The sequence below is a fragment of the Aquihabitans sp. McL0605 genome (assembly GCF_049993875.1).
In the GTDB taxonomy this organism is placed as follows: Bacteria; Actinomycetota; Acidimicrobiia; order Acidimicrobiales; family Iamiaceae; genus Aquihabitans.
Genome location: NZ_CP188252.1, coordinates 1289872 through 1310529, shown reverse-complemented (window position 1 = coordinate 1310529; position 20658 = coordinate 1289872). Strand labels below are relative to the sequence as shown.

The following is a 20658-nucleotide window of genomic DNA, read 5'->3' as shown; positions in this document are numbered from 1 at the left end:
TACTGGTCCTTCGGTCGGTGAGGGCATCCAGTATACCTATAGATGTATCTCGTCGATCTCGGTGGGGCGCGCGCCGGACGGCGCGACGATCGGATCGGAGCGCGCGCCGGTACGTTGAGGGCATGGATCGACGGGCGTTCCTCCGACGCGGTGGGGTCGGGGCCGCGGTCGCCGCGGTCGGGCTGGCATCGTTCGAAGCGACGAGGTTGGTGGATCACGTCGAGGAGGACCACCGGCGGGAGCGTGCGGAGCTGGGTCAGGAGTTCCACGGGATCGCCAAGGTGGTGTGGTCCGTGTCGACCGAGCACCGCGCGGTGGCGCTCACGTTCGACGACGGCCCTCATCCTCGGCTCACGCCGCGGGTCCTCGAGGTCCTGGCCGCGCACGACGCCCGAGCCACCTTCTTCGTCGTGGGCAAGGCGGCTCGACGTCATCCCGACCTCCTGCGGCGAACGAGCGAGGCGGGCCACGAGATCGGCAACCACACCTGGTCGCACCAGAGGGAGGCGGACGTGAGCGAGGACGACGTCGCCCGCGACATCGTCCGCGGCGCGAACACGATCGAGGCGATGACCGGCGCACCGCCGCAGTGGTTCCGGTCACCTCGCGGCGTCCTCACCGGTGGCATCCTCCGCACCGCCACCTCGCTGGGCGAGACGGTCGCGATGTGGTCTGAAGCGGCCCACGACCTGCACGACCACGAACCCGGACCCATCGCTCGCGACCTGGGGCGGTCGTTGGCGCCCGGTCGGATCTTCCTGCTCCACGACGGCACCGACGGCCGAGAGGATCTCGCCGGCCTCGAGCGCCGGCGCGAACGATCGGTCGCCGCCCTCGACCCGTTCCTGACGGCATGCCGAGAGGGCGGGTACCGCTTCGCCACCCTCACCGAGCTGATGGCCCTGGCCACCTCGAGCGACCGGCGCTGAGGGCCGCGCTCAGGCCGATCCGCGGGCCCGTCCGCCTCGCTCATCCTCCGCCAGGACCCACCGTACCCGGGGGTGGGGGGCTTGCCGCAAGCGACCGACCTGTGCTGACACTGAACGCCGTCGACCGCCCCGATGGGGTCGACGGCATCGACAGAGGGCCCTGGGGTCGGAAGGTGGACATGGGGATGAGCAGCTGCGTACGGACCTTCGGGGAGATCGATCGCGGGCAGGTCGCGGCGGTCGGCGGCAAGGGGGCGAACCTCGGCGAGCTCGGCCGCATCGAGGGCATCCACGTGCCCGCCGGCTTCTGCGTGACCACCGAGGCGTTCGACCAGGTCGTGACCAGGGACCGCCGGATCGCCGACCGGATCGATCGCCTGTCGGGCCTGCAGCCCGGCGACCCGCAGGGGACCGCCGCCGCCGCCGAGGTCCGGGCCGCCATCGACGCGGTCGCCATCCCCGACGACCTCGCCGCCGCGATCGCCGGCGCCGTCGCCGCGCTCGGCCAGGGAAGCGCCGTCGCCGTGCGATCGAGCGCGACCGCCGAGGACCTGCCGACCGCGTCGTTCGCCGGCCAGCACGACACGTACCTGAACCTCACCGGCTCGGACGCGGTGATCGGGCACGTCCGCCGCTGCTGGGCCTCGCTCTACACCGATCGAGCGGTGACCTACCGCGTGCGCAACGGGATCGACCACCAGCAGGTCCGCATGGCGGTGGTCGTGCAGCAGCTGGTGGCCCCGCAGGCATCGGGGATCCTGTTCACCGCCGACCCCGTGTCGGGCAACCGGCGGGTCGCCACGGTGGAAGCCGGCTTCGGCCTGGGCGAGGCCCTGGTGTCGGGTCTGGTGGAGCCCGACACGTACACGGTGCGAGACGGCGAGGTCATCGCCGAGGCGATCGGCGCCAAGCAGCTCGCCACGCGGGCCGTGGCATCGGGAGGCACCGAGGAGCAGTCCACCGACACCGCCCAGCAGGACCAGGCGGCGCTGACCCGCGCCCAGGTCCTCGAGCTGGTGGCCCTGGGTCGCCGGATCGAGGCGCACTTCGGTCACCCCCAGGACATCGAGTGGTGCCTGGTCGACGGCGGCTTCCAGGTGGTCCAGAGCCGGCCGATCACCACGCTGTTCCCCATCCCCCCGTCCGACGACGGCGAGAACCACGTCTACGTGTCCGTGGGCCACCAGCAGATGATGACCGACCCCATGAAGCCCCTGGGGCTGTCGGTGTGGCAGCTGACGGCACCCCGGCCGATGCACATCGCGGGCGGGCGGCTCTTCGTCGACGTCACCGGCCTGCTGGCCTCGCCGGCGACGCGCCCCGGCACCGTGCACGGCCTCGGCACCTCCGACCCGTTGATCGGCGACGCCCTGCAGACCATCGTCGACCGGGACGGCTTCCTCCCGGCCCCCGTGGACGACCCGGCTGCCCCTCCGGTCGGCCCACCGCTCGGCGGCCCGTCGGAGCCCATCGCCACCGACCCGGCGATCGTCGCCGACCTGATCGCCCTCACCCAGGCGTCCATCGCCGCGGTGGCCCGCGAGATCCGGACGAAGCAGGGCCCCGAGCTGATCGACTTCATCGAGGCCGACCTCGTCTCGCGCCGAGCCGAGATGTTCGCTTCGCAGAACATGGCGGCGATCATGGCCGGCATGGAGGCCACCTGGTGGCTGAACGACCACCTGGGGGAGTGGTTGGGCGAGAGGAGCGCGACCGACACGCTCACCCAGTCGGTGCCCCACAACATCACGTCCCAGATGGGCCTCGACCTGCTCGACGTGGCCGACGCGGTCCGCCCCCACCCCGACGTGGTCGCCGTCCTCGAGCGGGCCGAGCGGACCGACGACGACACCTTCCTCGACGAGCTGCCCGGCCTCCCCGGTGGGACCGGTGCCCGCGACGCGATCGTGGCGTTCCTCTCCCGTTACGGCATGCGGTGCGTCGGCGAGATCGACATCAGCCGCCCGCGGTGGAGCGAGCGCCCGACCCTGCTGGTGCCCGTGATCCTGGTGAACGTGCGCACCTTCGAGGCCGGCGAAGGCGGCCGGCGCTTCGAGCGCGGGCTCGAGGAGGCGCGGGCGAAGGAGCTCGACGTCCTGGCCCGCCTCCGCGCCCAGCCCGACGGCGAGCGGAAGGCCGAGGAGACCAAGGCGATGATCGACCGGGTGCGGACGTTCGCCGGGTACCGCGAGTACCCGAAGTACGGCCTGGTGAGCCGGTACGCCGTCTACCGGAAGGCCCTGCTGGAGGAGGCCGGTCGCCTCGTCGACGCCGGCCTCGTCCCGGCAGCCGAGGACATCTCCTACCTGTCGATCCCGGAGCTGCGCACGGTGGCGGCGGGCACCCCGGTGGACGATGGGCTCCTCGCCGATCGCAAGGAGGCGTTCGCGTCCTACGCCCGGCTCAGCGCTCCTCGGGTCCTCACCTCCGACGGTGAGGCCGTGCCGGGCCGGTACCGACGTGACGACGTGCCCGAGGGGGCCCTGGTGGGCCTGGCGGTGTCGGCCGGGACGATCGAGGGCCGCGCCCGCGTGGTCCACGACATCGGCGACGCCGACCTCGATCCCGGCGACATCCTCGTCACGCCCTACACCGATCCCAGCTGGTCGGCGCTGTTCGTGGCCGTCGCCGGCCTGGTCACCGAGGTCGGCGGGCTCATGACCCACGGCGCGGTCATCGCCCGCGAGTACGGCCTGCCCGCCGTGGTGGGCGTGGAGCGGGCGACCGAGCGCATCCGCGACGGCCAGCGCATCCGCGTCCACGGCTCCGACGGCTTCGTCGAGCTCCTGCCCTGACCCCCGTTCGACAAGGTGGTGGAGGGGGTGTCGATTCCGGGGGTCTCGTTCGTGGACAGGGCAGAGGGATCGCACCCGGTGGTCCCCACACGAGCCCAGCCCGTCCCGAGAAAGCAGAATCCCACCATGGCCCACTTCCTGATGACCGTCTGGTTCGACGAGGACTACGGCGACCTCGACACCGAGAGCGCCGACGAGCAGCGCAAGGCCGCCCAGGTCTCTGCGCTCAACGAGGAGATGATCGAGGCCGGCGTCTGGGTGTTCGCCGGCGGGCTCCAGCCGACCACCTCGGCCACCGTGCTCCGGTCGGCCGCCACCGGCGTGTCCATGACCGATGGCCCCTACGCCGAGACCAAGGAGCAGATGGCCGGCTTCTGGGTGATCGATGCACCCGACTTCGACGCCGCGCTCGACTGGGCCGGACGGGCGACGGCTGCGTGCGAGCAGCCCATCGAGGTTCGCCCCTTCCACGACGCCCCGGCGTGACCGGGCGCGGATGACCGACGACCTCACCGACGTGTTCCGGCGGGAGGCCGGACCGGTGACCGCCACCTTGGTCCGCGTCCTCGGCGACATCGACCTCGCCGAGGACGCGGTGGCCGAGGCCCTGGCGATCGCCGCGGCGCGCTGGCCGGTCGACGGCACCCCGCCCAACCCAGGCGGATGGATCACCGTCACCGCCCGCAACCGGGCGATCGACCGGATCCGCCGCGAGGCCGGTCGCGATCAGCGCCACCGCGATGCCCACCACCTCCAGGCCGCCAGCGGGACCGACCCGAACCCCGAGCTCGACGAGCTCGACGCGCTCGTCGACATCGTCGCCGACGACCAGCTCCGCCTCCTCTTCCTCTGCTGCCACCCCGCCTTGAGCGCCGATGCCCAGGTGGCGCTCACCCTGCGGCTCCTCGGCGGCCTCGACACCGTCGAGATCGCCCATGCGTTCGTCGTCCCCGAGGCGACGATCGCCCAGCGGATCGTGCGAGCGAAGCGCAAGCTCCGCGACAACCACGCGTCGTACCGCATCCCCGGCCCTGCCGAGCTCCCGGACCGGCTCGGTGCCGTGCTCGCCGCGATCTACCTGGTCTTCACCGAAGGCCACACCGCCACCTCGGGCCCCGACCTGACGAGGACGGATCTCGGGGCCGAGGCCATCCGGCTCGGCCGGGTCCTCGTCGACCTGATGCCCGATGAGCCCGAGGCGGCGGGCCTGCTCGCCCTCATGCTGCTCACCGAGGCCCGCCGCCCCGCCCGCACCGACGCCGACGGCACCCTGGTCCGCCTGGTCGACCAGGACCGCAGCCGGTGGGACCGCGCCCTGATCGGCGAGGGCCACGGCCTCGTGCGTGCCTGCCTGCGCCGCAACCAGCCCGGCCCCCTCCAGATCCAGGCCGCCATCGCCGCCGTGCACGCCGATGCCCCCACCGCCGCCGCCACCGACTGGGGTCAGATCGTCGCCCTGTACGACCAGCTCGCCGAGCGGCGCCCCGATCCGATCGTGCAGCTGAACCGAGCCGTCGCGATCGGCGAGCACCAGGGCCCCGCCGCCGGCCTGGCCGCCCTCGACGGCATCGACCGCCCCCGTCTCGAGGGCTACCAGCCGTACCACGCGGCCCGGGCCGACCTGCTCGCCCGCAGCGGGCAGCCGACCCAGGCCGTCGCCGCCTACGACACCGCGATCGGCCTGACGGCGAACCCCGTCGAAGCCGGCTTCCTCACCGGCCAGCGCAACCGCGCCGCCCGCTCCGCTCCGCCCCGCTCCGCCCCGCCCTCCTGACCCCCGACCCTCCTGACCCCGGTCGGTGTGGGGATCCGGCGCGGGCGGGGCGTCGGCGGGCCATCATCTGGCGGATGGCTCGCATCCTCGTCCTCGCCCCCATGCCGAGCGAGCTCGCTCCCGTCGTGAAGCGCCTCCGGCTCCAGCGGGGTCCCGACCGGGTGACCAGGGGGACCGTGGGCGCGCACGACGTGGTCGCCCTGCTGGGCGGGATCGGCACGGCGAAGGCAGCCGAGGTGGCCCGGCTCGCCATCGCGGACCACTCGCCCGACCGCGTGGTGGTGTGCGGCATCGCCGGAGGGCTCGGCCCCGACGTGCACATCGGTGACCTCCTGGTCCCGGCCGAGGTCACCGACCTCGACACCGGCCGGACCTCGAGCCCCACGCCCTTCGGTGGCGCCGCTCCCGTGGGCCGCCTCGTGACCTCGGGCGAGCTCATCACCGACCGGACGGTCCTCGTGGGCCACGCCGAGGACGGGGTGGCGGCGATCGACATGGAGACCGCCGCGATCGCGGCCGTCTGCGACGACGCGGGGCTGCCCTGGCTCGCCTTCCGAGGCATCAGCGACCACCTCCGCGACGACCTCATCGATGCCTCGACCATGACCCTCATGGATGCCGACGGCCGCCCGAACCTGCGAGCCGTCGCCACCTACGTGGTGCGGCGCCCCGCCAACGTCGGCAAGCTCGTGAAGCTGGGGAAGGGCGCCGGCGCGGCGACGACGGCGGCGTCGACCGGTCTGCGCGACGTGCTGCTCGCCGAGGGCTGAGCGGCCGCCGCGAGCGCGCGAGGGACCAGCCGATCGACGTCGACGGCGGTCACGGAGCGCGCCCCACCTCGATCGGTCGGCTCCAGCCGCCGTCGCACGGGGCAGGGGGCACGTCGGGAACCTGGGCCGAGCTGAGGCCCCGGTCCGGTGGCGAGCGGAACCGGTAGACGAGGATCGTCCGGTCGAGCACCCCGACCGGGCAGTAGCCCCGCAGCCATGCGAGCCGGTCGTGCGAGTAGACGGTCACCAGCGATGCCGAGGCGGCGACCCAGCCGGTGAGGTCGTCGGGGGCGTGGCGGAGGCTCGTGGCGTTCGGGACCCCGGCGACCGTCGACCCGGCGGGCCCGAAGTAGTCGACGTAGGCCGGGTGGGTCCGGCCCCAGCGGACGAGTGCCGGGTAGCTCTGGCCCCAATCGAGGCCGGAGTCGCCGATGAGGCGGTACCCGTCGCCGAGGCCCGGTGGCGTCCAGGCGATCGAGGGGCCGGCCGCGGCGAGGAGCCCGGCGAGCGCCACGGTCGCGAGGGCGGCGACCCGGACCCGGGTCCCGAAGGCGACGGCCACGGCACCAGCGCCGACCATGGCGATCGCAAGGGGGGCCGCGAGGTAGCGGACGCCGATCGGCCGCTCCTGCTGGACCACGAACAGGCTGATGAGCAGGACCGGGAGCCCGAGCACCGCGACGACCGTGCGCCGATCCACCGATCGCAGCCGGGCGATCGCCACGGGGGCGAGGAGGAGGCACACGAGGACGGGAAGGGTGAGCTTCAGGAGCATCGCCTGCGGCCAGAACCACCCCCAGCGACCCACGTGGTAGTGCCCGAACGCCATCGCCGGGCCAGGGATCAGCCCGGCGTGGCGTTCCATGGCGAGGCCCGTGCGGAACGCCGGCGGTGCCACGAAGCGGAGCGCCGTCGTCCCGATCGCAGAGACGGATGTCGGCAGCGGCCCGGGCTCGATGGTGAAGTAGCCGAGGGAGAGGGTGGCCCAGGCGACCGCGAGCACGATCGCCGGACGCTTGATCCGGTCCATCGTCCGCTCGGCCGGGGCGGCGGCCACGGCGATCATCGCGGCGGCGACCACGAGCAGCCCGGTGACCCGGGTCAGCACGGCGACGCCTCCGGCCACGCCCACGAGCGCGAGCACGAGCGCGCTCGGCTTCGTGAAGTACCGGTGCACCGCGAGCGCCGCGATCAGCGCGGTGAGGGCCGCAGGGACGTCCATGGCATCGAGGTGCCCCATGCCGAGCACGAGCGGGCTCGCCAGCCAGAGCAGCCCCGCGAGCTCGCCGGCGCCCGCCCCGAAGAGGGCATCGGCGAGCACCGCGGCGCACCAGGCCACCGCGATCGTCTCGAGGATCGGTGCGATCCGGGCCGCGAACACGAGCCGCCGCACCTCGGCGGGCCCGCCCTGCGCCCGCAGCAGGTCGGCGACGATCGGGCGGCGATCGCCCTGGGCCCACGACCGGCCGTGCGGCACCGTCGGATGCAGGACGAGGGTCGGGAGCGCGGCGACGACATGGGCGAGCGGCGGCGCCTCCGGGACGACGCGGAGGTCGTGGTCATGGACGGCGTGGAGGCCATCGGCCAGGTAGAACGCCTCGTCGTAGGTCAGCCCGTCGGTCCACGCCTGGCGCAGCGCGACCAGCGCGAACAGCAAGGAGGCGACGAGCAGCACCGGGTGCCGTCGCAGGAACGACCGGGGCACAGCCCCACGTCTACACCCGCAGGTCCGTCCCGGCTCCTCCGCCTGGGCATCTTCGTCGATGCGCCGTTGCGGTCGCCCGTGGGCCGCTGGGGCCACCGGCCGCGCTCGCTCGAGCGCGCCCCCTACGCCACCGGTGCCGGCGCGTCGAACAGCGCGAGCGCCGCCGCGGTGATGCGGCCCACCTCGTCGGGGGTGGCGGGCCGGGCCCGACCGGAGACCCACGGGGTGCCGGGGCGCCGGCACGAGGTGAACTCGGGCAGGGCGTCGAGCACCTCGTCGAAGTGCAGCACGGTGGTGGTGCCGGGCACCTGGCGGCTGTCGTGGAGCTCCGGGGCGAGCTGGCGGTAGCGGTCGCCGGCGCGCAGGATCTCCGAGGTGCCGACCAGCCGGACGGTGTCGGCTCGCCGGTCGTCCTCGTCGTCGGGGGAGTAGCGCTCGCGAAGCAGCTCGGTGCCGCCCGGGTCCTCGACGTAGCGGGTGTTGACCAGCTCGCCGACGATGACCGTCGACGTGAAGTCAAACGGGTGGTCGTGGATGGGCGGGTCGCCGATCGCACCCTCGGGGTCCCACACGTGGAGGCGGTAGCGGCGCTGCTCGTCGAGCCACAGGCCGAGGACGCCGGTGTCCTGCACGCGCCACGGGAGGCCGGCTGCGTGCTCCAGGATGTTCCGCACCAGCACCTGCTCGAGTGTCTGACCCAACGCCCTTGCCCTCTGCCTCGTCCTCGGAGGGGAGTCTCGCGTGGTCAGGTCGGCCCGGCGTGGAGGTGGCCGCGGGCGCGCTAGGCGCTGACGTCGTCGAGGTGCTGGAGCAGGTCGTGGGCCGCCAGCTCGACCGCCTTGTGCCGCCACTCCGATGCCCGGTACACGCAGGCGATCAGACCCGATCGGTGCACCCGCCGGAGATCGCCGAAGACGAACGCGAACCGGGCCTTGGTCTCGTCGTTCGCGCCCTCGGTGAGGCCGAGGTGCCAGGCCCCGTACTCCTCCCACGAGTGGCGCTCGAGGTACGAGTTCTCGTCGTCCGGACCGGGCTGGACGTCGCCCCAGTCGCTGTCGAGCACGTACTGCCGTCCATCGATCAGCTCGCGCGCGTGGCGCACCGCGGCCTCGTTCACCTCGTACACAGCCATGCTCCACGGTGCCCGGCGGGCGGGCCGCTCAGACGTCACCACGATGTCGTCGACGGCCCGCCGGCTCGGGCGGGCGGCCGGCTGCCAGCCCGACCCCTAGGCTCGGCGGCGTGCGGCGGCAGGGGAACGAAGCGATGGCAGGACCGCGGCCTCCGGGCGGGATGGCCCGCTGGGCGCTGGTCGGCGTGCTGGCGGTGCTGGCCGTCGGCCTGGTGGCCATGTCCGTGCGAGCCAACGCCGATCCGGTCCCGGCCACGTTCGCCGAGCGGCTGCAGGCTCCGCCACAGGTCCTGCCGGCCGACCGGGTGCCCCAGCTCATCGATCTGTGGAGCGAGTCGTTCACCGGTCCCCAGCTCGAGGGCGTGACCTACTACAGCACCAACCGTCCGCTTGTCACCGTGTGCCTGGGCGACGAGGCCACCTGCCGCTACACGATGGGCATGGCGGCCGTCCTGCGCACCGAGCAGGTGGGCCCGCACCGGGTCACCATCGGGGTCGTCCGGCCCGGCCGGGTCGAAGGCCTGGGCCCCGAGCTCCTCCACTACTGGAAGACCGTGCCGCTGGTCCGGGTGCCGGTGGACGGGTCAGCCGCCCCGGCCTGGATGGCCGAGGACTCGACCTACACCCGCTGAGCGGCATCGATCGGCCCTCGATCCGGTCGGCTCCTGACCCGGCGCCCGAGCAGCCGGCGAAGTGGGTTCTTCGGTGCCGCGGTGGACCGCGTACCTTCACCCCAGCGCCGGTGCGCCACCTCGACGGTGGATCGGTCATCACCGAACCGGCGGACGAGGGCCTCGATGACGATCTGCGAACGCGGGGCCGACCGAGCGCGGCGGTCGCAGCGAGCCGTCCGGCTCGGTGGCGTGGCCGCCGCCCTGGTGCTGCTCCTCGTCGCCGTCGGGTGCGAGCCGGCCGCGCCGCAGCCGGTCCCCGTGGCGCCGTCGGCTCCGCAGACCACGGCGCCGCGCCCCACGCTGGAGAAGGACTCCCCGCGGATGGAGCGGCTGCCACCGGCCGAGGCGATCCAGGCGTACCAGGGTGCGGGGGCCCGGGTCGTCGTCTTCGGCGACTCGCTGGCCTACGGCACGACCGAGGCCAGCATCGCCGAGCTCAGCGCGTTCTCGCTGTCGTGGAACACCTGGGGATCGACCACCTGGGACGACTACGCCGGCGCCGCCCGCTCCGTGGTGGCGAGCGACGCGGCCGTCGCCGTCGTGGCCCTCGGGACGAACGACCTGTGGGACGGCTGGTCGCTCACCGACCAGATCGAGCTCGACCGGTTCCTGAAGGCGCTCGGGTCGCCGCCGTGCACCGTGCTGGTGGGCTACGCCTCGGGCGGACCGGTCCTCGACATCTTCCACGAGCCGAACCTGAAGTACCCGGCCGCCGAGCAGGCGGGCAACGAGGCGCTCGCCGCCGCGGCCGCGCAGCGCACGGCGGCCGGCGCGCCGACGGTGGTGGGCGACTGGGGGGCGGCCGCGGCCGCGGTGCCAGGGACGTACGCCTGGGACAACGTCCACCACACCGACCTCGGCGACCAGACCTGGGCGGTCTGGATGAGGACCGAGCTCGAGCGCGTCACCACCGGCCCCTGCGCGTAGATCCTCGACCACCCGAGCGATCTCCGTACCGGCCGGGCGAGCTGATGCCAGGTACTGCACGGATCTCCTGGATTCCTCCGGGCGGGATGTCGAGAACGGCGTGGCGGGTCCGTCCCAGGGGTGAACGCGGCCGATGGGGCCGCCGCCACCAGAGGAGGCAGGACGAGGCGACCGCAGCGGTCGCAGAGGAGCGGAGGGCCGAGAGATCCTCGGCCAGCCGAGGGACGAGCTCAGGGCCAAGATGGCCCGGGGCCCGGTCCGTCTCTTCACCCCGTACCTGTCGCTCTCGCCACCACACCACCAGAGGAGAACACCATGGCCAAGTACCTGTTGCTCAAGCACTACCGAGGCGCACCCGCCGCCGTCAACGATGTCCCGATGGACCAGTGGACGCCCGAGGAGGTCGACGCGCACTGCCAGTACATGAACGACTTCGCCGCCCGCCTGGAGCAGAGCGGGGAGTTCGTCGACAGCCAGGCGCTGGCGCCCACCGGTGCCTGGGTCCGCTCCGACGGCGACGGGCGCCCGGCTGTCACCGACGGCCCGTTCGCGGAGACCAAGGACCTGATCGCCGGCTGGATGGTCATCGACGTCGACAGCCAGGAGCGGGCCTACGAGCTCGCCGGTGAGCTGTCGGGGGCGCCGGGCGCCGGCGGCGAGCCGATCCACGAGTGGCTGGAGGTCCGGCCGTTCCTCGGAGCACATCTCAACGTCACCGAGTGATCGTGGACGACGTCGAGCTGCGCCGGCTCGTCCCGAGGGTGCTGGCGGTCCTCGTCCGTCGCGGAGCAGACTTCGCGACGGCCGAGGACGCGGTGCAGGAGGCGCTGATCCGGGCCCTCTCCGCCTGGGAGGACGATCCGCCGTCAGACCCGGAGGGCTGGCTGATCACCGTCGCCTGGCGGGCGTTCCTCGACATGACGAGGTCGAACACCGCCCGCCGCGATCGAGAGGCCCGGTTCGACCGGGACCCGCCCCCCGGCGTCGGGCCGAGCGCGGATGACACCCTGCACCTCTACTTCCTCTGCGCGCAGCCCGACCTGACGCCGTCGTCGGCGGTGGCCCTGACGCTGCGGGCGGTCGGCGGGCTCACCACCCGCCAGATCGCCCAGGCGTACCTCGTGCCCGAGGCCACCATGGCGCAGCGGATCAGCCGGGCCAAGCGCACGGTCGCCACCGCCGGGCTCGACCGTCCCGGCGACCCGCGGACGGTGATGCGGGTCCTCTACCTGGTGTTCAACGAGGGCTACTCGGGCGATGTCGACCTCGCCGCCGAGGCCATCCGCCTGACCCGCCAGCTCGCCGCCCTGGTCGAGGAGCCCGAGGTCGACGGCCTCCTCGCCCTGATGCTGCTGCACCACGCCCGCCGCCCCAGCCGCACCCGGCCCGATGGCGCGATCGTGCCGCTCGCCGACCAGGACCGGGCCCAGTGGGACACCCGGCTCATCGCCGAGGGCGTCGCCACCTTGCAGGCCGCCATCGCCGAGGACCGGCTCGGCGAGTACCAGGCCCAAGCGGCGATCGCCGCCCTCCACGCCGATGCCCTGCGGTTCGAGGACACCGACTGGGTCCAGATCGTGGAGTGGTACGACGAGCTGCTGCGGTTCGCCGACACGCCGATCACCCGGCTCAACCGGGCCGTCGCGGTGGGTGAGGCCGATGGCGCCCCCGCCGGGCTCGCGGCGCTGGCAACCGTCGACGAGGACGTCCCGCGGCGCGAAGCCGTCGCCGCCCACCTGCACGAGCGCAACGGCGACCTCGAGACGGCGGCCCGGCTCTACGCCGCCGCCGCCCGCAACGCGCCGAGCGTCCCCGAGCGCGACCACCAGACCCGCCAGGCGGCGCGGCTCAACCACCTCCTGCACGGCCCGGGCTGAAGCGCAGTCGGCCTGGATCTCGGTGTCCACCCTGGTCCGCGGAGGCATCTGCGCCCGTTTGGGTCGCGGATGCTGGGGGTAGGGAGCATCTATTGGCTTTACCGACCGTTCACCTGAGGTGCATCGTGGACGTTGTGAGATCGAGCGGCCGGCAGGATCAGGAGGGTCGGGCCGCGCCCGCCCCCGAGATCCGGCCCGGCGGCGGTCTCCGGAGCTGGTGGCACGGGCGCTACGGGTACGCGATGGCGTTCGAGATCGTGCTGGTCCTCGTCCTGCTCAGCTTCTACCGCTACACCCGGTACCTCGCCCGGGAGCACACCGGTGCCGCGTTCGCCAACGCCCACCACGTGCTCGGCTTCGAGCACCAGCTCGGCATCGACAGCGAGCAGAACCTGCAGCAGGCGGCGCTCCACCACCTCTGGCTCGTCAAGGCCCTCAACCGGTACTACGTCAGCGTCCACTTCCCGGCCACGATCGGGTTCCTCGTCTACCTCTACGTCCGCGCTCCCGACGCCTACCGGTTCGTCCGCCGGCTCTTCGTGGCCGTCACGGGCGTGGCGCTCGCGATCCACGTGCTGTACCCGCTGGCGCCGCCCCGGATGATGCCGGGCTACGTCGACACCGTCTCGCTGTACGGGCCCTCGATCTACCAGCGCTCCGACGTCTCCTCCACCGCCAACCAGTTCGCGGCCATGCCGTCGCTGCACTTCGGATGGGCGGTGCTGGTGGCCTACGGCATCGTGCGCTTCGGCCACGGCAGGTGGCGAAGCGCCATCGTCGCCCACCCCGTGGTGATCCTGCTGGCGATCGTCATCACCGCCAACCACTACTGGCTCGACGCCATCGTCGCCGGCCTGATCGTCGCGGCCGCCACGGCCGTGGCCCACACGCGCGAGGAGCCCGCCCTGCGACCGGCGTCGCACAGCGACCCCATGGCGGTCACGTAGCCGGGCGCTCCCTCGGGTTACTTGGCCAGTTCGGCGTCGATCGCGGCGACCAGGTCGGGGGCGCCGGGTGCGGTGTCGGGGGCGAAGCGGGCGACGACGCTGCCGTCGCGGCCGATCAGGAACTTCTCGAAGTTCCACAGGACATCGGGATCGTCTGACGGCGACAGGCCATGGCCTCGAAGGCTCTCCCGGAAGGCGTCCTTGCCGTCGGCCGTGGGCACGGCCTGGGTGAGGGCCTCGTAGAGCGGGTGCTGGTCGTCGCCGACGACGCTGATCTTCGACATCACGGGGAACGTGACGGCGTAGCTGGTGGAGCAGAACTCGGCGATCTCCTCGTCGGTGCCCGGCTCCTGGCCGGCGAAGTCGTTGGCCGGGAAGCCGACGATGGTGAAGCCCTGCTCCTGCTTGTCGGCGTAGAGCTGCTGGAGCCCCTCGTACTGCGGGGTGAGGCCGCACTTGGAGGCGACGTTGACGACGAGGAGCACCTCGCCGGCGTGGTCGCCCAGCGTGGCGGCGGTGCCGTCCATCTGGTCGAACGGGATGGTGCCGAGATCGGTCATTGCCTGGTCCTTGGGGTGGTGGTGGGTGCGGGCCGGTGGGGATCGTACGGGGGGCGGGGGCCGTTCCCGACCCGCCGCGGGCTCCGGCTCAGGTCGGCAGGGGGCGGCTGCGGACGGTGGCCACCAGCCCGAGCTTGCCCGCCCCGGCGTCGGAGACCTCCACGACGCTGAGGCCGGGCGCCTCGCCCCTGGCCACGGCCCGGGCGGGGCCCACCACGAAGGGGCGCAGGTACCGGGCGGTGATGGACTCGGCGACGACCGGCCCGTCGGCCAGCGAGGCGGCGGCCTCCTCGGCGCCGAAGACCAGCAGGCCGCCCTGGATGGCGCCGACGGCGTTGAGACCGTCGGGCCGGTGGGGGACCTCGGCGGTGCCGCGCTCGACGACGCGCGAGCCGACTCGATCGATCAGCGGCTCGGTGAGCCGGCCGTCGAGCGCGTTGCGGGGGAAGCCGTCGGGGAACACGGCGGCGGGGTCGGCCGAGGGCACGAACGAGGCGTACGAGAAGGCGAGCAGCTCCCCCGACGCCTGGTCGCGGAACTCGGCCTGGGCCACCACGATGGTGCGGCCCGCCTTCACCGTGGCGGCCTCGACGGCCACGACGGTGCCGACGCGGATGGGCGTCACCAGCTGGATCTCGAGGTCGAGGGTCAGGGGGATCCGCGGGGCGATGGTGTCACCGGCGGCGTGGCCGGTGACCACGTCGGACCAGGTGGCGAGCACCGAGGTCCGCAGGACGTCGGTGCCGGGGATGCACGCCTCGGGCAGCACCAGCCCGCGCCCGCCGACGCCGTGGTCGGTGTGGTCGACGCGCAGCCCGAGCTGGGCGACGATGTGGCCGTCGGTGCCGAGGGCCCCGGCGGGGGGCGGGACCGATGTCACCGGTCGCCTCGCTGCTGGATCGACCGGAGCACGTCGCCGTAGGGCTCGCCCTTGCCGGGCAGGTCCTGGCGGGGCAGCCCGAGGCCGCGCTCGGCGACGATGTTGCGCTGGATCTCGTCGGTGCCGCCGTAGATCGACGAGGCCGCCGAGAACACCATGGCGGTGCTGAAGCGGCCGCCCTCGGCCCCGTCGGGCTCGGCGAGCATGCCGTCGGGCCCGAGGATGTCCATGCAGAGGGAGGCGGACGACTTGGTGATCTTGGTCTGGATCAGCTTCCCGAGGTTGGCGGCGGACGACTCCTTGCCGGCAGCCGCGTCGGCCTTCGCCCGGTCGGCGTTCCACTGGGCGATCTTGCCCCACATGTAGAGCTGGGTGAGGCCCTGGCGCAGGTGCGGATCGCTCGCCCGGCCCCGCTGCTGGGCCAGCGCCACCAGGTCGGGGTAGCTGACGATCAGGTTGGCCGACGGCATCGGCTCCCGGGCGGCCTCGCCGGCGATCCGGCCGAGGAACCCGCCCTTGGGCCCCGGCACGGGCCAAGCGGCGTGGCCGCCGGTCGCCAGGCCCGATCGCTCGAAGAAGAGCGTGGTCTGGGTGACGCTCCAGCCGTTGCCCTGGCCCCCGATCAGGTCGGCGTCGGCGCACACCGCATCGTCGAAGAAGACCTCGTTGAAGACCGACTCGCCGGTCATCTCCCGCAGCGGGCGGATGGTCACGCCCGGCTGATCGATCTCGAACGCGAACCACGAGATCCCGGCGTGCTTGGCGACGCCGAAGTCGGTGCGGGCGAGGAGCATGCCGTGGGTGGAGCTCATCGCCATGCTGCTCCAGACCTTCTGCCCGTTGATCACCCACTGGTCGCCGTCGCGCTCGGCGCGGGTGGTGAGCCCGGCCAGGTCGGAGCCGGCGCCGGGCTCGCTGAACAGCTGGCACCAGTTCACGGTGCCGGCCAGGATCGGCGGGACGAAGCGGGCGATCTGGTCGGGTGTGCCGTGGGCGAGGATCGTGGGCGCCGCCATGAGCAGGCCGAGCCCGCCCGGCGGGCGCAGCGCACCGGCGGCGCCGAACTCCTGGCGGGCCAGCCCGTTGGCCGAGCGGTGGAGGCCGCGGCCGCCCTGCTCGACGGGGAGGTGCGGCATCGTCCATCCCGCCTTGGCGACGACCCGCCACCAGTCCTCGACCGACAGGTCGGGGTCCCAGTTCTCGGCGAGCCAGGCGCGCACCTCGTCGCGCTGCTGGCCGTCGGTCCGGTCGTCGCCTGCCACGTCGTTCCCCTTGCGCTCGCCGTACGGCCGGTAGCCCTGAAGTGTCACTTTCCGATCGTGTACATTAGCGCTTTCCACGGAGCAGGGAGCACCGATGCCAGCAGCGACCGGGTCGAGCGGGACGGCCGAGCACGACGTGATCGTCGTCGGCGCCGGCTTCTCCGGCCTCTACGCCCTCCACAAGGTGCGGGAGCTCGGCCTGCGGGCGTGCATCCTCGAGCGCGCCGACGCCGTCGGCGGCACCTGGCTCTACAACCGCTACCCGGGTGCCCGCTGCGACATCGAGAGCGTCGAGTACAGCTACAGCTTCTCCGACGAGATCCAGCAGGAGTGGACCTGGACCGAGGTGCTCCCGGGTCAGGCCGAGATCGAGGCGTACCTCAACTTCGTCACCGACCGGCTGGACCTCCGCCGTGACATCCACTTCCACACCGACGTCGCCGCCATGACGTTCGACGAGCCCACCAGCACGTGGCAGCTCGACACCGCAGCCGGCGAGTCGTTCACGGCGCGGTTCGTGATCGCCGCCACCGGCATCCTCTCGACCCCGCTGGTCCCCGACATCGCCGGCATGGGCTCCTTCGCGGGCGACGCGCTGTTCAGCAGCCGCTACCCGCGCGAGGGCTACGACTTCACGGGCAAGCGGGTGGCCGTCATCGGCACGGGATCGACCGGCGTCCAGGCCACGCCGGTCGTGGCGGAGCAGGCCGAGCACCTCTACCTGTTCCAGCGCTCGGCGGCGTACACCATGCCGGCGAGCCCGAGGGCCTACGAGCCCGGCGAGTTCGAGGGGCTACAGGCCCGCTACCCGGAGATCCGTGCGGCCCAGCACAGCTCGTTCATCGGGGCCGCCCGGCTCAACGCCTTCTCGGCGCTCCTGCAGGCGATGGAGCGGCCGCCGATCAAGACGGCGACCAGGGAGGAGCAGCTGGCGGCGATCGAGGAGCGAGGCGTGAACGGCGCGCTCCTGTGGGGCGACGTGCTGTTCGACATGGAGGCCAACCGGATGGCGACCGTGCTCTACGGCGAGGCCATCGCTCGCATCGTCGAGGATCCCGTCACCGCGGCCTCCCTCGTGCCCGACCACCCCTTCGCCTGCAAGCGGCCGATCATCGACGATGGCTACTACGAGACCTTCAACCGCCCGAACGTCACGCTGGTCGACCTCCGCAAGGGAGCGATCCGCTCGGTGACGCCGACCGGGATCGACACCGAGCAGGGCGCCTACGAGGTCGACACCATCCTCTACGCGACCGGCTTCGACGCCATCACGGGCGCGCTCAGCCGGCTGCGGGTGATCGGACGCGACGGCATCGACCTGCACGAGACGTGGACCGCCGGCGGACCGGCGTCGTACCTCGGCATCCAGGTGGCCGGCTTCCCGAACCTTTTCACCATCCAGGGGCCCGGAAGCCCGTCGGCGTCGTCCAACTTCGTCGCCGCGCTCGAGCAGCACGTCGAGTGGATCGGCGACTGCCTGGCGCACCTGCGCGCCCAGGGGTACCGGTCGATCGAGGCCACGGAGTCGGCGCAGATGGAGTGGGCGGACCACGCCGCGTCCCTGGTCCAGGGCAGCATCCTCCTCGAGCCCTCCTGCAACTCCTGGTACAACGGCGCCAACGTGCCGGGCAAGAAGCGGGTCTACCTGGGCTACACGGGCGGCATCCCCGAGTACCGCCGTCGCTGCACGGAGATCGCGGCCGACGGGTACGCCGGCTTCAAGGTCTGCTGACCCTCCCTCGGCTGGTTGCGGGGAAAGCGCCACATGCATAGGGTGAAAGTCAGATTCTCCACGAGGCTTCAGGGGGCCCGGTGCAAACGAAGTTCATCGACTACGAGGTCGACGGCGCGATCGCCACGATCACGCTCAACCGGCCCGAGGCGGCCAACGCGCAGACGCTCGAGCTGCTCGACGACCTCGACGAGGCCTGGCGCGCGGCCGCCGACGACGAGTCCGTGCGGGTGATCATCCTCCAGGCCAACGGCAAGCACTTCTCCGCCGGCCACGACATCCGGGCCGTCGGCGACAGCGACCAGCCGCCGAGCTGGACCCTCGCCGGCATCTACGAGACCGAGGCGCGACGGTTCCTCGAGTACTCGCTGCGCTGGCGCAACGTGCCCAAGCCGTCGATCGCCGCCGTGCAGGGCGTGTGCATCGCCGGCGGCCTGCTGCTCGCCTGGCCGTGCGACCTGATCATCGCCGCCGACAACGCGAAGTTCTCCGACCCGGTGGTGGCGATGGGCATCGGCGGCGTCGAGTACCACGGGCACACGTGGGAGTGGGGTCCCCGCAAGGCCAAGGAGATGCTCTTCACGGGGCGGGCCATGACCGCGCAGGAGGCCGAGCAGCTCGGCATGGTGACCCGCGTCGTGCCGCTCGACGACCTCCGCACGGAGACCCGGGCGCTGGCCACCGAGATCGCCAAGAAGCACCCCTTCGCGCTGCGCCAGGCGAAGCGGGCCGTGAACCAGACGCTCGACGTGCAGGGCTTCTACGCCGCCATCCAGTCGGTCTTCGACGTCCACCAGACCGGTCACGGCCACGCGCTGAGCGAGTCGGGCCTCCCGATCTTGATGCTGCTCGACGGCATGAAGGAGGAGATCGCCAAGCCGGCGCCGGCGTCCCCGGGCGGCGCCACGTGATGGGGGCGGCGGACCGGGGCCTCGGCGCGTCGCCCCTCCGCCCGATGGCTCCGATGGGGCCGACGGGTCCGATCGCCTTCCTCGCCAAGGACCGGCGCAGCTGAGCGCGGACCCCGCACCCCGTGGCTGGTCGCTCGCGGCGGTGCACGACGTCGTGGCCGCCACCGTGCCCGACCGGGTGATGGTCGTGTGCGGCGATCAGCGCCGCACCTACGCCGAGGCCGCGGATCGCAGCCGGTCGCTCGCCGCCTTCTTGTTGGCTCGCGGCGTCGGGCTCCACACCGAGCGCTCGGAGCTGGAGCGCTGGGAGAGCGGGCAGGACGCCGTGGCGCTCGTGCTCCACAACGGGGCGGAGTACCTCGAGGCCATGCTCGGTGCGTACCGGGCCCGCGCCGTGCCGTTCAACGTCAACCAGCACTACCGGGCGGCCGAGGTGGCCGCCCTGTTCGACGATCTGAGCGTGCGGGCGGTCGTGCACCACCGGGCGTACGGCCCGCTGGTGGAAGCGGCGTGCGACCTCGACGCCGTCGTGCTCATCGACGTCGACGACGGCTCGGGGGTGCCGCCGCTCCCGGGCAGCACGCCCTTCGAGGACGCCGTGCGGACCGAGGTGACCGAGCCGCTGCCCACCACCTCGCCCGACGACCTCTACGTGATCTGCACGGGCGGCACGACCGGTCGGCCCAAGGCGGTGCTGTGGCGCCAGGCCGACCAGTACCTCGCCGGGATGGCAGGCACCCCGGACGACACCGCGGCGTCGATCGCGGCCCGGGCGGCCCCGGGCATGGGCTCCTGGTACGCGGTGCCGCCGCTCATGCACGCCGCCGCGCAGATGACCGCGTTCTGCGGCCTGCACTGCGGCTCGACGGTCGTGCTCCACGACGACTCGCAGCCGTTCGACCCCAGAATCATCCTCGAGACCGTCGAGCGCGAGCAGGTGTTCTTGATGTCGATCGTGGGCGATGCCTACGCCGGTCCGTTGGTGGAGGAGATCCGCCGCCGGCCCTACGACCTGTCCTCGCTCGTCGTGCTGGGGACCGGCGGGGCGGCGACGGGCGAGCAGCACCAGGTCGCCCTGCTGGAGCTGGTGCCCCACCTGGTCATCCGCGACGGGTACGGCGCATCCGAGACCGGGGGCATGGCCTTCGGCTCGCGGACCAAGGACGGTGGGACCGAGGGGTTCACCCCGAGCACCGGAGCGACGGTCATCTCGGCAGACCTCACCCACCTCCTCGAGCCCGGCAGCGAGGAGATCGGCTGGACCGCCCGAGAGGGGACGGTGCCGCTCGGCTACCTGGGCGACCGTGAGCAGACCGAGGCCACGTTCCCCGTCATCGACGGCGTCCGCCTCGCCATCCCCGGTGATCGGGCCCAGCGGCTGGCCGACGGGAGCATCCGCATGCTCGGCCGCGACTCCATGGTGGTGAACACCGGAGGCGAGAAGGTGTTCGTCGAAGAGGTCGAGGACGTCCTGCGCCGCCACCCCGAGGTGGCCGACGCGCTGGTGGTGGGCCGCCCGTCCGAGCGCTTCGGGCAGGAGGTCGTGGCCGTCGTGGCGCCGAAGCCAGGGGCGACCCTCGATCCCCAGGCGCTGCGGGCGTTCGTGGCCGCCGACATCGCCCGGTTCAAGGCGCCGCGCGCGGTCGCGGTGTGCGACGAGGTGCAGCGCCACGCCAACGGCAAGGCCGACTACCGGTGGGCCAAGGAGATGGCCCTCGCCGCCGTCGACGCCACCGGCCCCGTGACCGAGCCCCCACCCGACCAGACCCTGATCGCCACGTAG

At 72.9% G+C, this 20658-nt stretch carries 19 protein-coding genes; 13 read left to right on the top strand and 6 right to left on the bottom strand.

All coding sequences use genetic code 11. The features are described 5' to 3' along the window. Positions 1-122 precede the first annotated feature (122 nt). From ACPPVX_RS05890 to ACPPVX_RS05870, 5 genes are all read left to right on the top strand, one after another. Positions 123-929, top strand: a complete 807-nt coding sequence (locus ACPPVX_RS05890; RefSeq protein ID WP_426573969.1) for a polysaccharide deacetylase family protein — start codon at positions 123-125, stop codon at positions 927-929. Positions 930-1114: 185 nt separating this feature from the next. Then, complete coding sequence (rph, locus tag ACPPVX_RS05885; protein WP_426573968.1) at positions 1115-3724, top strand: rifamycin-inactivating phosphotransferase; 2610 nt, start codon at positions 1115-1117, stop codon at positions 3722-3724. 126 nt (positions 3725-3850) lie between these two features. Beyond that, on the top strand, positions 3851-4210 hold the full coding sequence (locus tag ACPPVX_RS05880; RefSeq protein WP_426573967.1) for a YciI family protein: 360 nt from the start codon (positions 3851-3853) through the stop codon (positions 4208-4210). A gap of 10 nt (positions 4211-4220) precedes the next feature. Then, positions 4221-5498, top strand: coding sequence for an RNA polymerase sigma factor (locus tag ACPPVX_RS05875; RefSeq protein ID WP_426573966.1), 1278 nt, complete (start codon positions 4221-4223; stop codon positions 5496-5498). A 74-nt stretch (positions 5499-5572) separates the two neighbouring features. Next, on the top strand, positions 5573-6268 hold the full coding sequence (locus ACPPVX_RS05870) for a hypothetical protein (protein ID WP_426573965.1): 696 nt from the start codon (positions 5573-5575) through the stop codon (positions 6266-6268). A 49-nt stretch (positions 6269-6317) separates the two neighbouring features. On the opposite strand, the gene ACPPVX_RS05865 is transcribed toward ACPPVX_RS05870, so the two are convergent. From ACPPVX_RS05865 to ACPPVX_RS05855, 3 genes are all read right to left on the bottom strand, one after another. Beyond that, positions 6318-7973: a glycosyltransferase family 39 protein gene (locus ACPPVX_RS05865; protein WP_426573964.1), complete on the bottom strand. Its 1656-nt coding sequence runs from the start codon at positions 7971-7973 to the stop codon at positions 6318-6320. A gap of 122 nt (positions 7974-8095) precedes the next feature. After that, positions 8096-8647, bottom strand: a complete 552-nt coding sequence (locus ACPPVX_RS05860; RefSeq protein ID WP_426573963.1) for a hypothetical protein — start codon at positions 8645-8647, stop codon at positions 8096-8098. Positions 8648-8754: 107 nt separating this feature from the next. Further along, positions 8755-9105, bottom strand: a complete 351-nt coding sequence (locus ACPPVX_RS05855; RefSeq protein WP_426573962.1) for a hypothetical protein — start codon at positions 9103-9105, stop codon at positions 8755-8757. Positions 9106-9239: 134 nt separating this feature from the next. On the opposite strand from ACPPVX_RS05855, the gene ACPPVX_RS05850 reads away from it, so the two are divergent. The 5 genes from ACPPVX_RS05850 to ACPPVX_RS05830 all read left to right on the top strand — a co-directional run bounded on the left by ACPPVX_RS05850 (position 9240) and on the right by ACPPVX_RS05830 (position 13530). After that, positions 9240-9737, top strand: coding sequence for a hypothetical protein (locus tag ACPPVX_RS05850; RefSeq protein ID WP_426573961.1), 498 nt, complete (start codon positions 9240-9242; stop codon positions 9735-9737). Between the two features lie 165 nt (positions 9738-9902). Continuing rightward, positions 9903-10706: a hypothetical protein gene (locus ACPPVX_RS05845; protein ID WP_426573960.1), complete on the top strand. Its 804-nt coding sequence runs from the start codon at positions 9903-9905 to the stop codon at positions 10704-10706. A gap of 315 nt (positions 10707-11021) precedes the next feature. Beyond that, positions 11022-11429, top strand: a complete 408-nt coding sequence (locus ACPPVX_RS05840) for a YciI family protein (RefSeq protein ID WP_426573959.1) — start codon at positions 11022-11024, stop codon at positions 11427-11429. Between the two features lie 2 nt (positions 11430-11431). Continuing rightward, entirely contained in the window at positions 11432-12583 is a 1152-nt protein-coding gene (locus ACPPVX_RS05835) for an RNA polymerase sigma factor (RefSeq protein ID WP_426573958.1), read from the top strand. A 242-nt stretch (positions 12584-12825) separates the two neighbouring features. Next, positions 12826-13530 carry a phosphatase PAP2 family protein gene (locus ACPPVX_RS05830; RefSeq protein ID WP_426573957.1) on the top strand — a complete coding sequence of 235 codons (705 nt, stop codon included), beginning with the start codon at positions 12826-12828 and terminating at the stop codon, positions 13528-13530. 17 nt (positions 13531-13547) lie between these two features. Here the strand turns inward: ACPPVX_RS05830 and ACPPVX_RS05825 are convergent, their stop codons facing one another. The 3 genes from ACPPVX_RS05825 to ACPPVX_RS05815 form a co-directional block, all read right to left on the bottom strand. Further along, positions 13548-14090 (bottom strand): glutathione peroxidase, encoded by a 543-nt coding sequence (locus tag ACPPVX_RS05825; RefSeq protein WP_426573956.1) that lies wholly within the window; start codon positions 14088-14090, stop codon positions 13548-13550. A gap of 88 nt (positions 14091-14178) precedes the next feature. Further along, positions 14179-14970, bottom strand: a complete 792-nt coding sequence (locus tag ACPPVX_RS05820) for a hotdog domain-containing protein (RefSeq protein WP_426573955.1) — start codon at positions 14968-14970, stop codon at positions 14179-14181. Further along, a complete protein-coding gene (locus ACPPVX_RS05815) occupies positions 14967-16280 on the bottom strand; it encodes an acyl-CoA dehydrogenase family protein (protein WP_426573954.1) in 1314 nt (437 codons plus the stop codon). Before ACPPVX_RS05815 ends, ACPPVX_RS05820 begins: the two co-directional genes overlap by 4 nt. Positions 16281-16326: 46 nt before the next feature. On the opposite strand from ACPPVX_RS05815, the gene ACPPVX_RS05810 reads away from it, so the two are divergent. The 3 genes from ACPPVX_RS05810 (at position 16327) to ACPPVX_RS05800 (ending at position 20658) form a co-directional block, all read left to right on the top strand. Further along, positions 16327-17964, top strand: coding sequence for a flavin-containing monooxygenase (locus ACPPVX_RS05810; RefSeq protein ID WP_426573953.1), 1638 nt, complete (start codon positions 16327-16329; stop codon positions 17962-17964). 80 nt (positions 17965-18044) lie between these two features. Continuing rightward, complete coding sequence (locus ACPPVX_RS05805; RefSeq protein ID WP_426573952.1) at positions 18045-18875, top strand: enoyl-CoA hydratase; 831 nt, start codon at positions 18045-18047, stop codon at positions 18873-18875. A gap of 100 nt (positions 18876-18975) precedes the next feature. Beyond that, a complete protein-coding gene (locus ACPPVX_RS05800; protein WP_426574996.1) occupies positions 18976-20658 on the top strand; it encodes an AMP-binding protein in 1683 nt (560 codons plus the stop codon).

Bases quoted from the DNA above. Each gene is read 5' to 3' on its own strand.
- ACPPVX_RS05890 (WP_426573969.1), top strand. From the start codon at position 123: ATGGATCGACGGGCGTTCCTCCGACGCGGTGGGGTCGGGGCCGCGGTC.
- rph (WP_426573968.1), top strand. From the start codon at position 1,115: ATGAGCAGCTGCGTACGGACCTTCGGGGAGATCGATCGCGGGCAGGTC.
- ACPPVX_RS05880 (WP_426573967.1), top strand. From the start codon at position 3,851: ATGGCCCACTTCCTGATGACCGTCTGGTTCGACGAGGACTACGGCGAC.
- ACPPVX_RS05875 (WP_426573966.1), top strand. From the start codon at position 4,221: ATGACCGACGACCTCACCGACGTGTTCCGGCGGGAGGCCGGACCGGTG.
- ACPPVX_RS05870 (WP_426573965.1), top strand. From the start codon at position 5,573: ATGGCTCGCATCCTCGTCCTCGCCCCCATGCCGAGCGAGCTCGCTCCC.
- ACPPVX_RS05855 (WP_426573962.1), bottom strand. From the start codon at position 9,105: ATGGCTGTGTACGAGGTGAACGAGGCCGCGGTGCGCCACGCGCGCGAG.
- ACPPVX_RS05850 (WP_426573961.1), top strand. From the start codon at position 9,240: ATGGCAGGACCGCGGCCTCCGGGCGGGATGGCCCGCTGGGCGCTGGTC.
- ACPPVX_RS05845 (WP_426573960.1), top strand. From the start codon at position 9,903: ATGACGATCTGCGAACGCGGGGCCGACCGAGCGCGGCGGTCGCAGCGA.
- ACPPVX_RS05840 (WP_426573959.1), top strand. From the start codon at position 11,022: ATGGCCAAGTACCTGTTGCTCAAGCACTACCGAGGCGCACCCGCCGCC.
- ACPPVX_RS05830 (WP_426573957.1), top strand. From the start codon at position 12,826: ATGGCGTTCGAGATCGTGCTGGTCCTCGTCCTGCTCAGCTTCTACCGC.
- ACPPVX_RS05825 (WP_426573956.1), bottom strand. From the start codon at position 14,090: ATGACCGATCTCGGCACCATCCCGTTCGACCAGATGGACGGCACCGCC.
- ACPPVX_RS05810 (WP_426573953.1), top strand. From the start codon at position 16,327: ATGCCAGCAGCGACCGGGTCGAGCGGGACGGCCGAGCACGACGTGATC.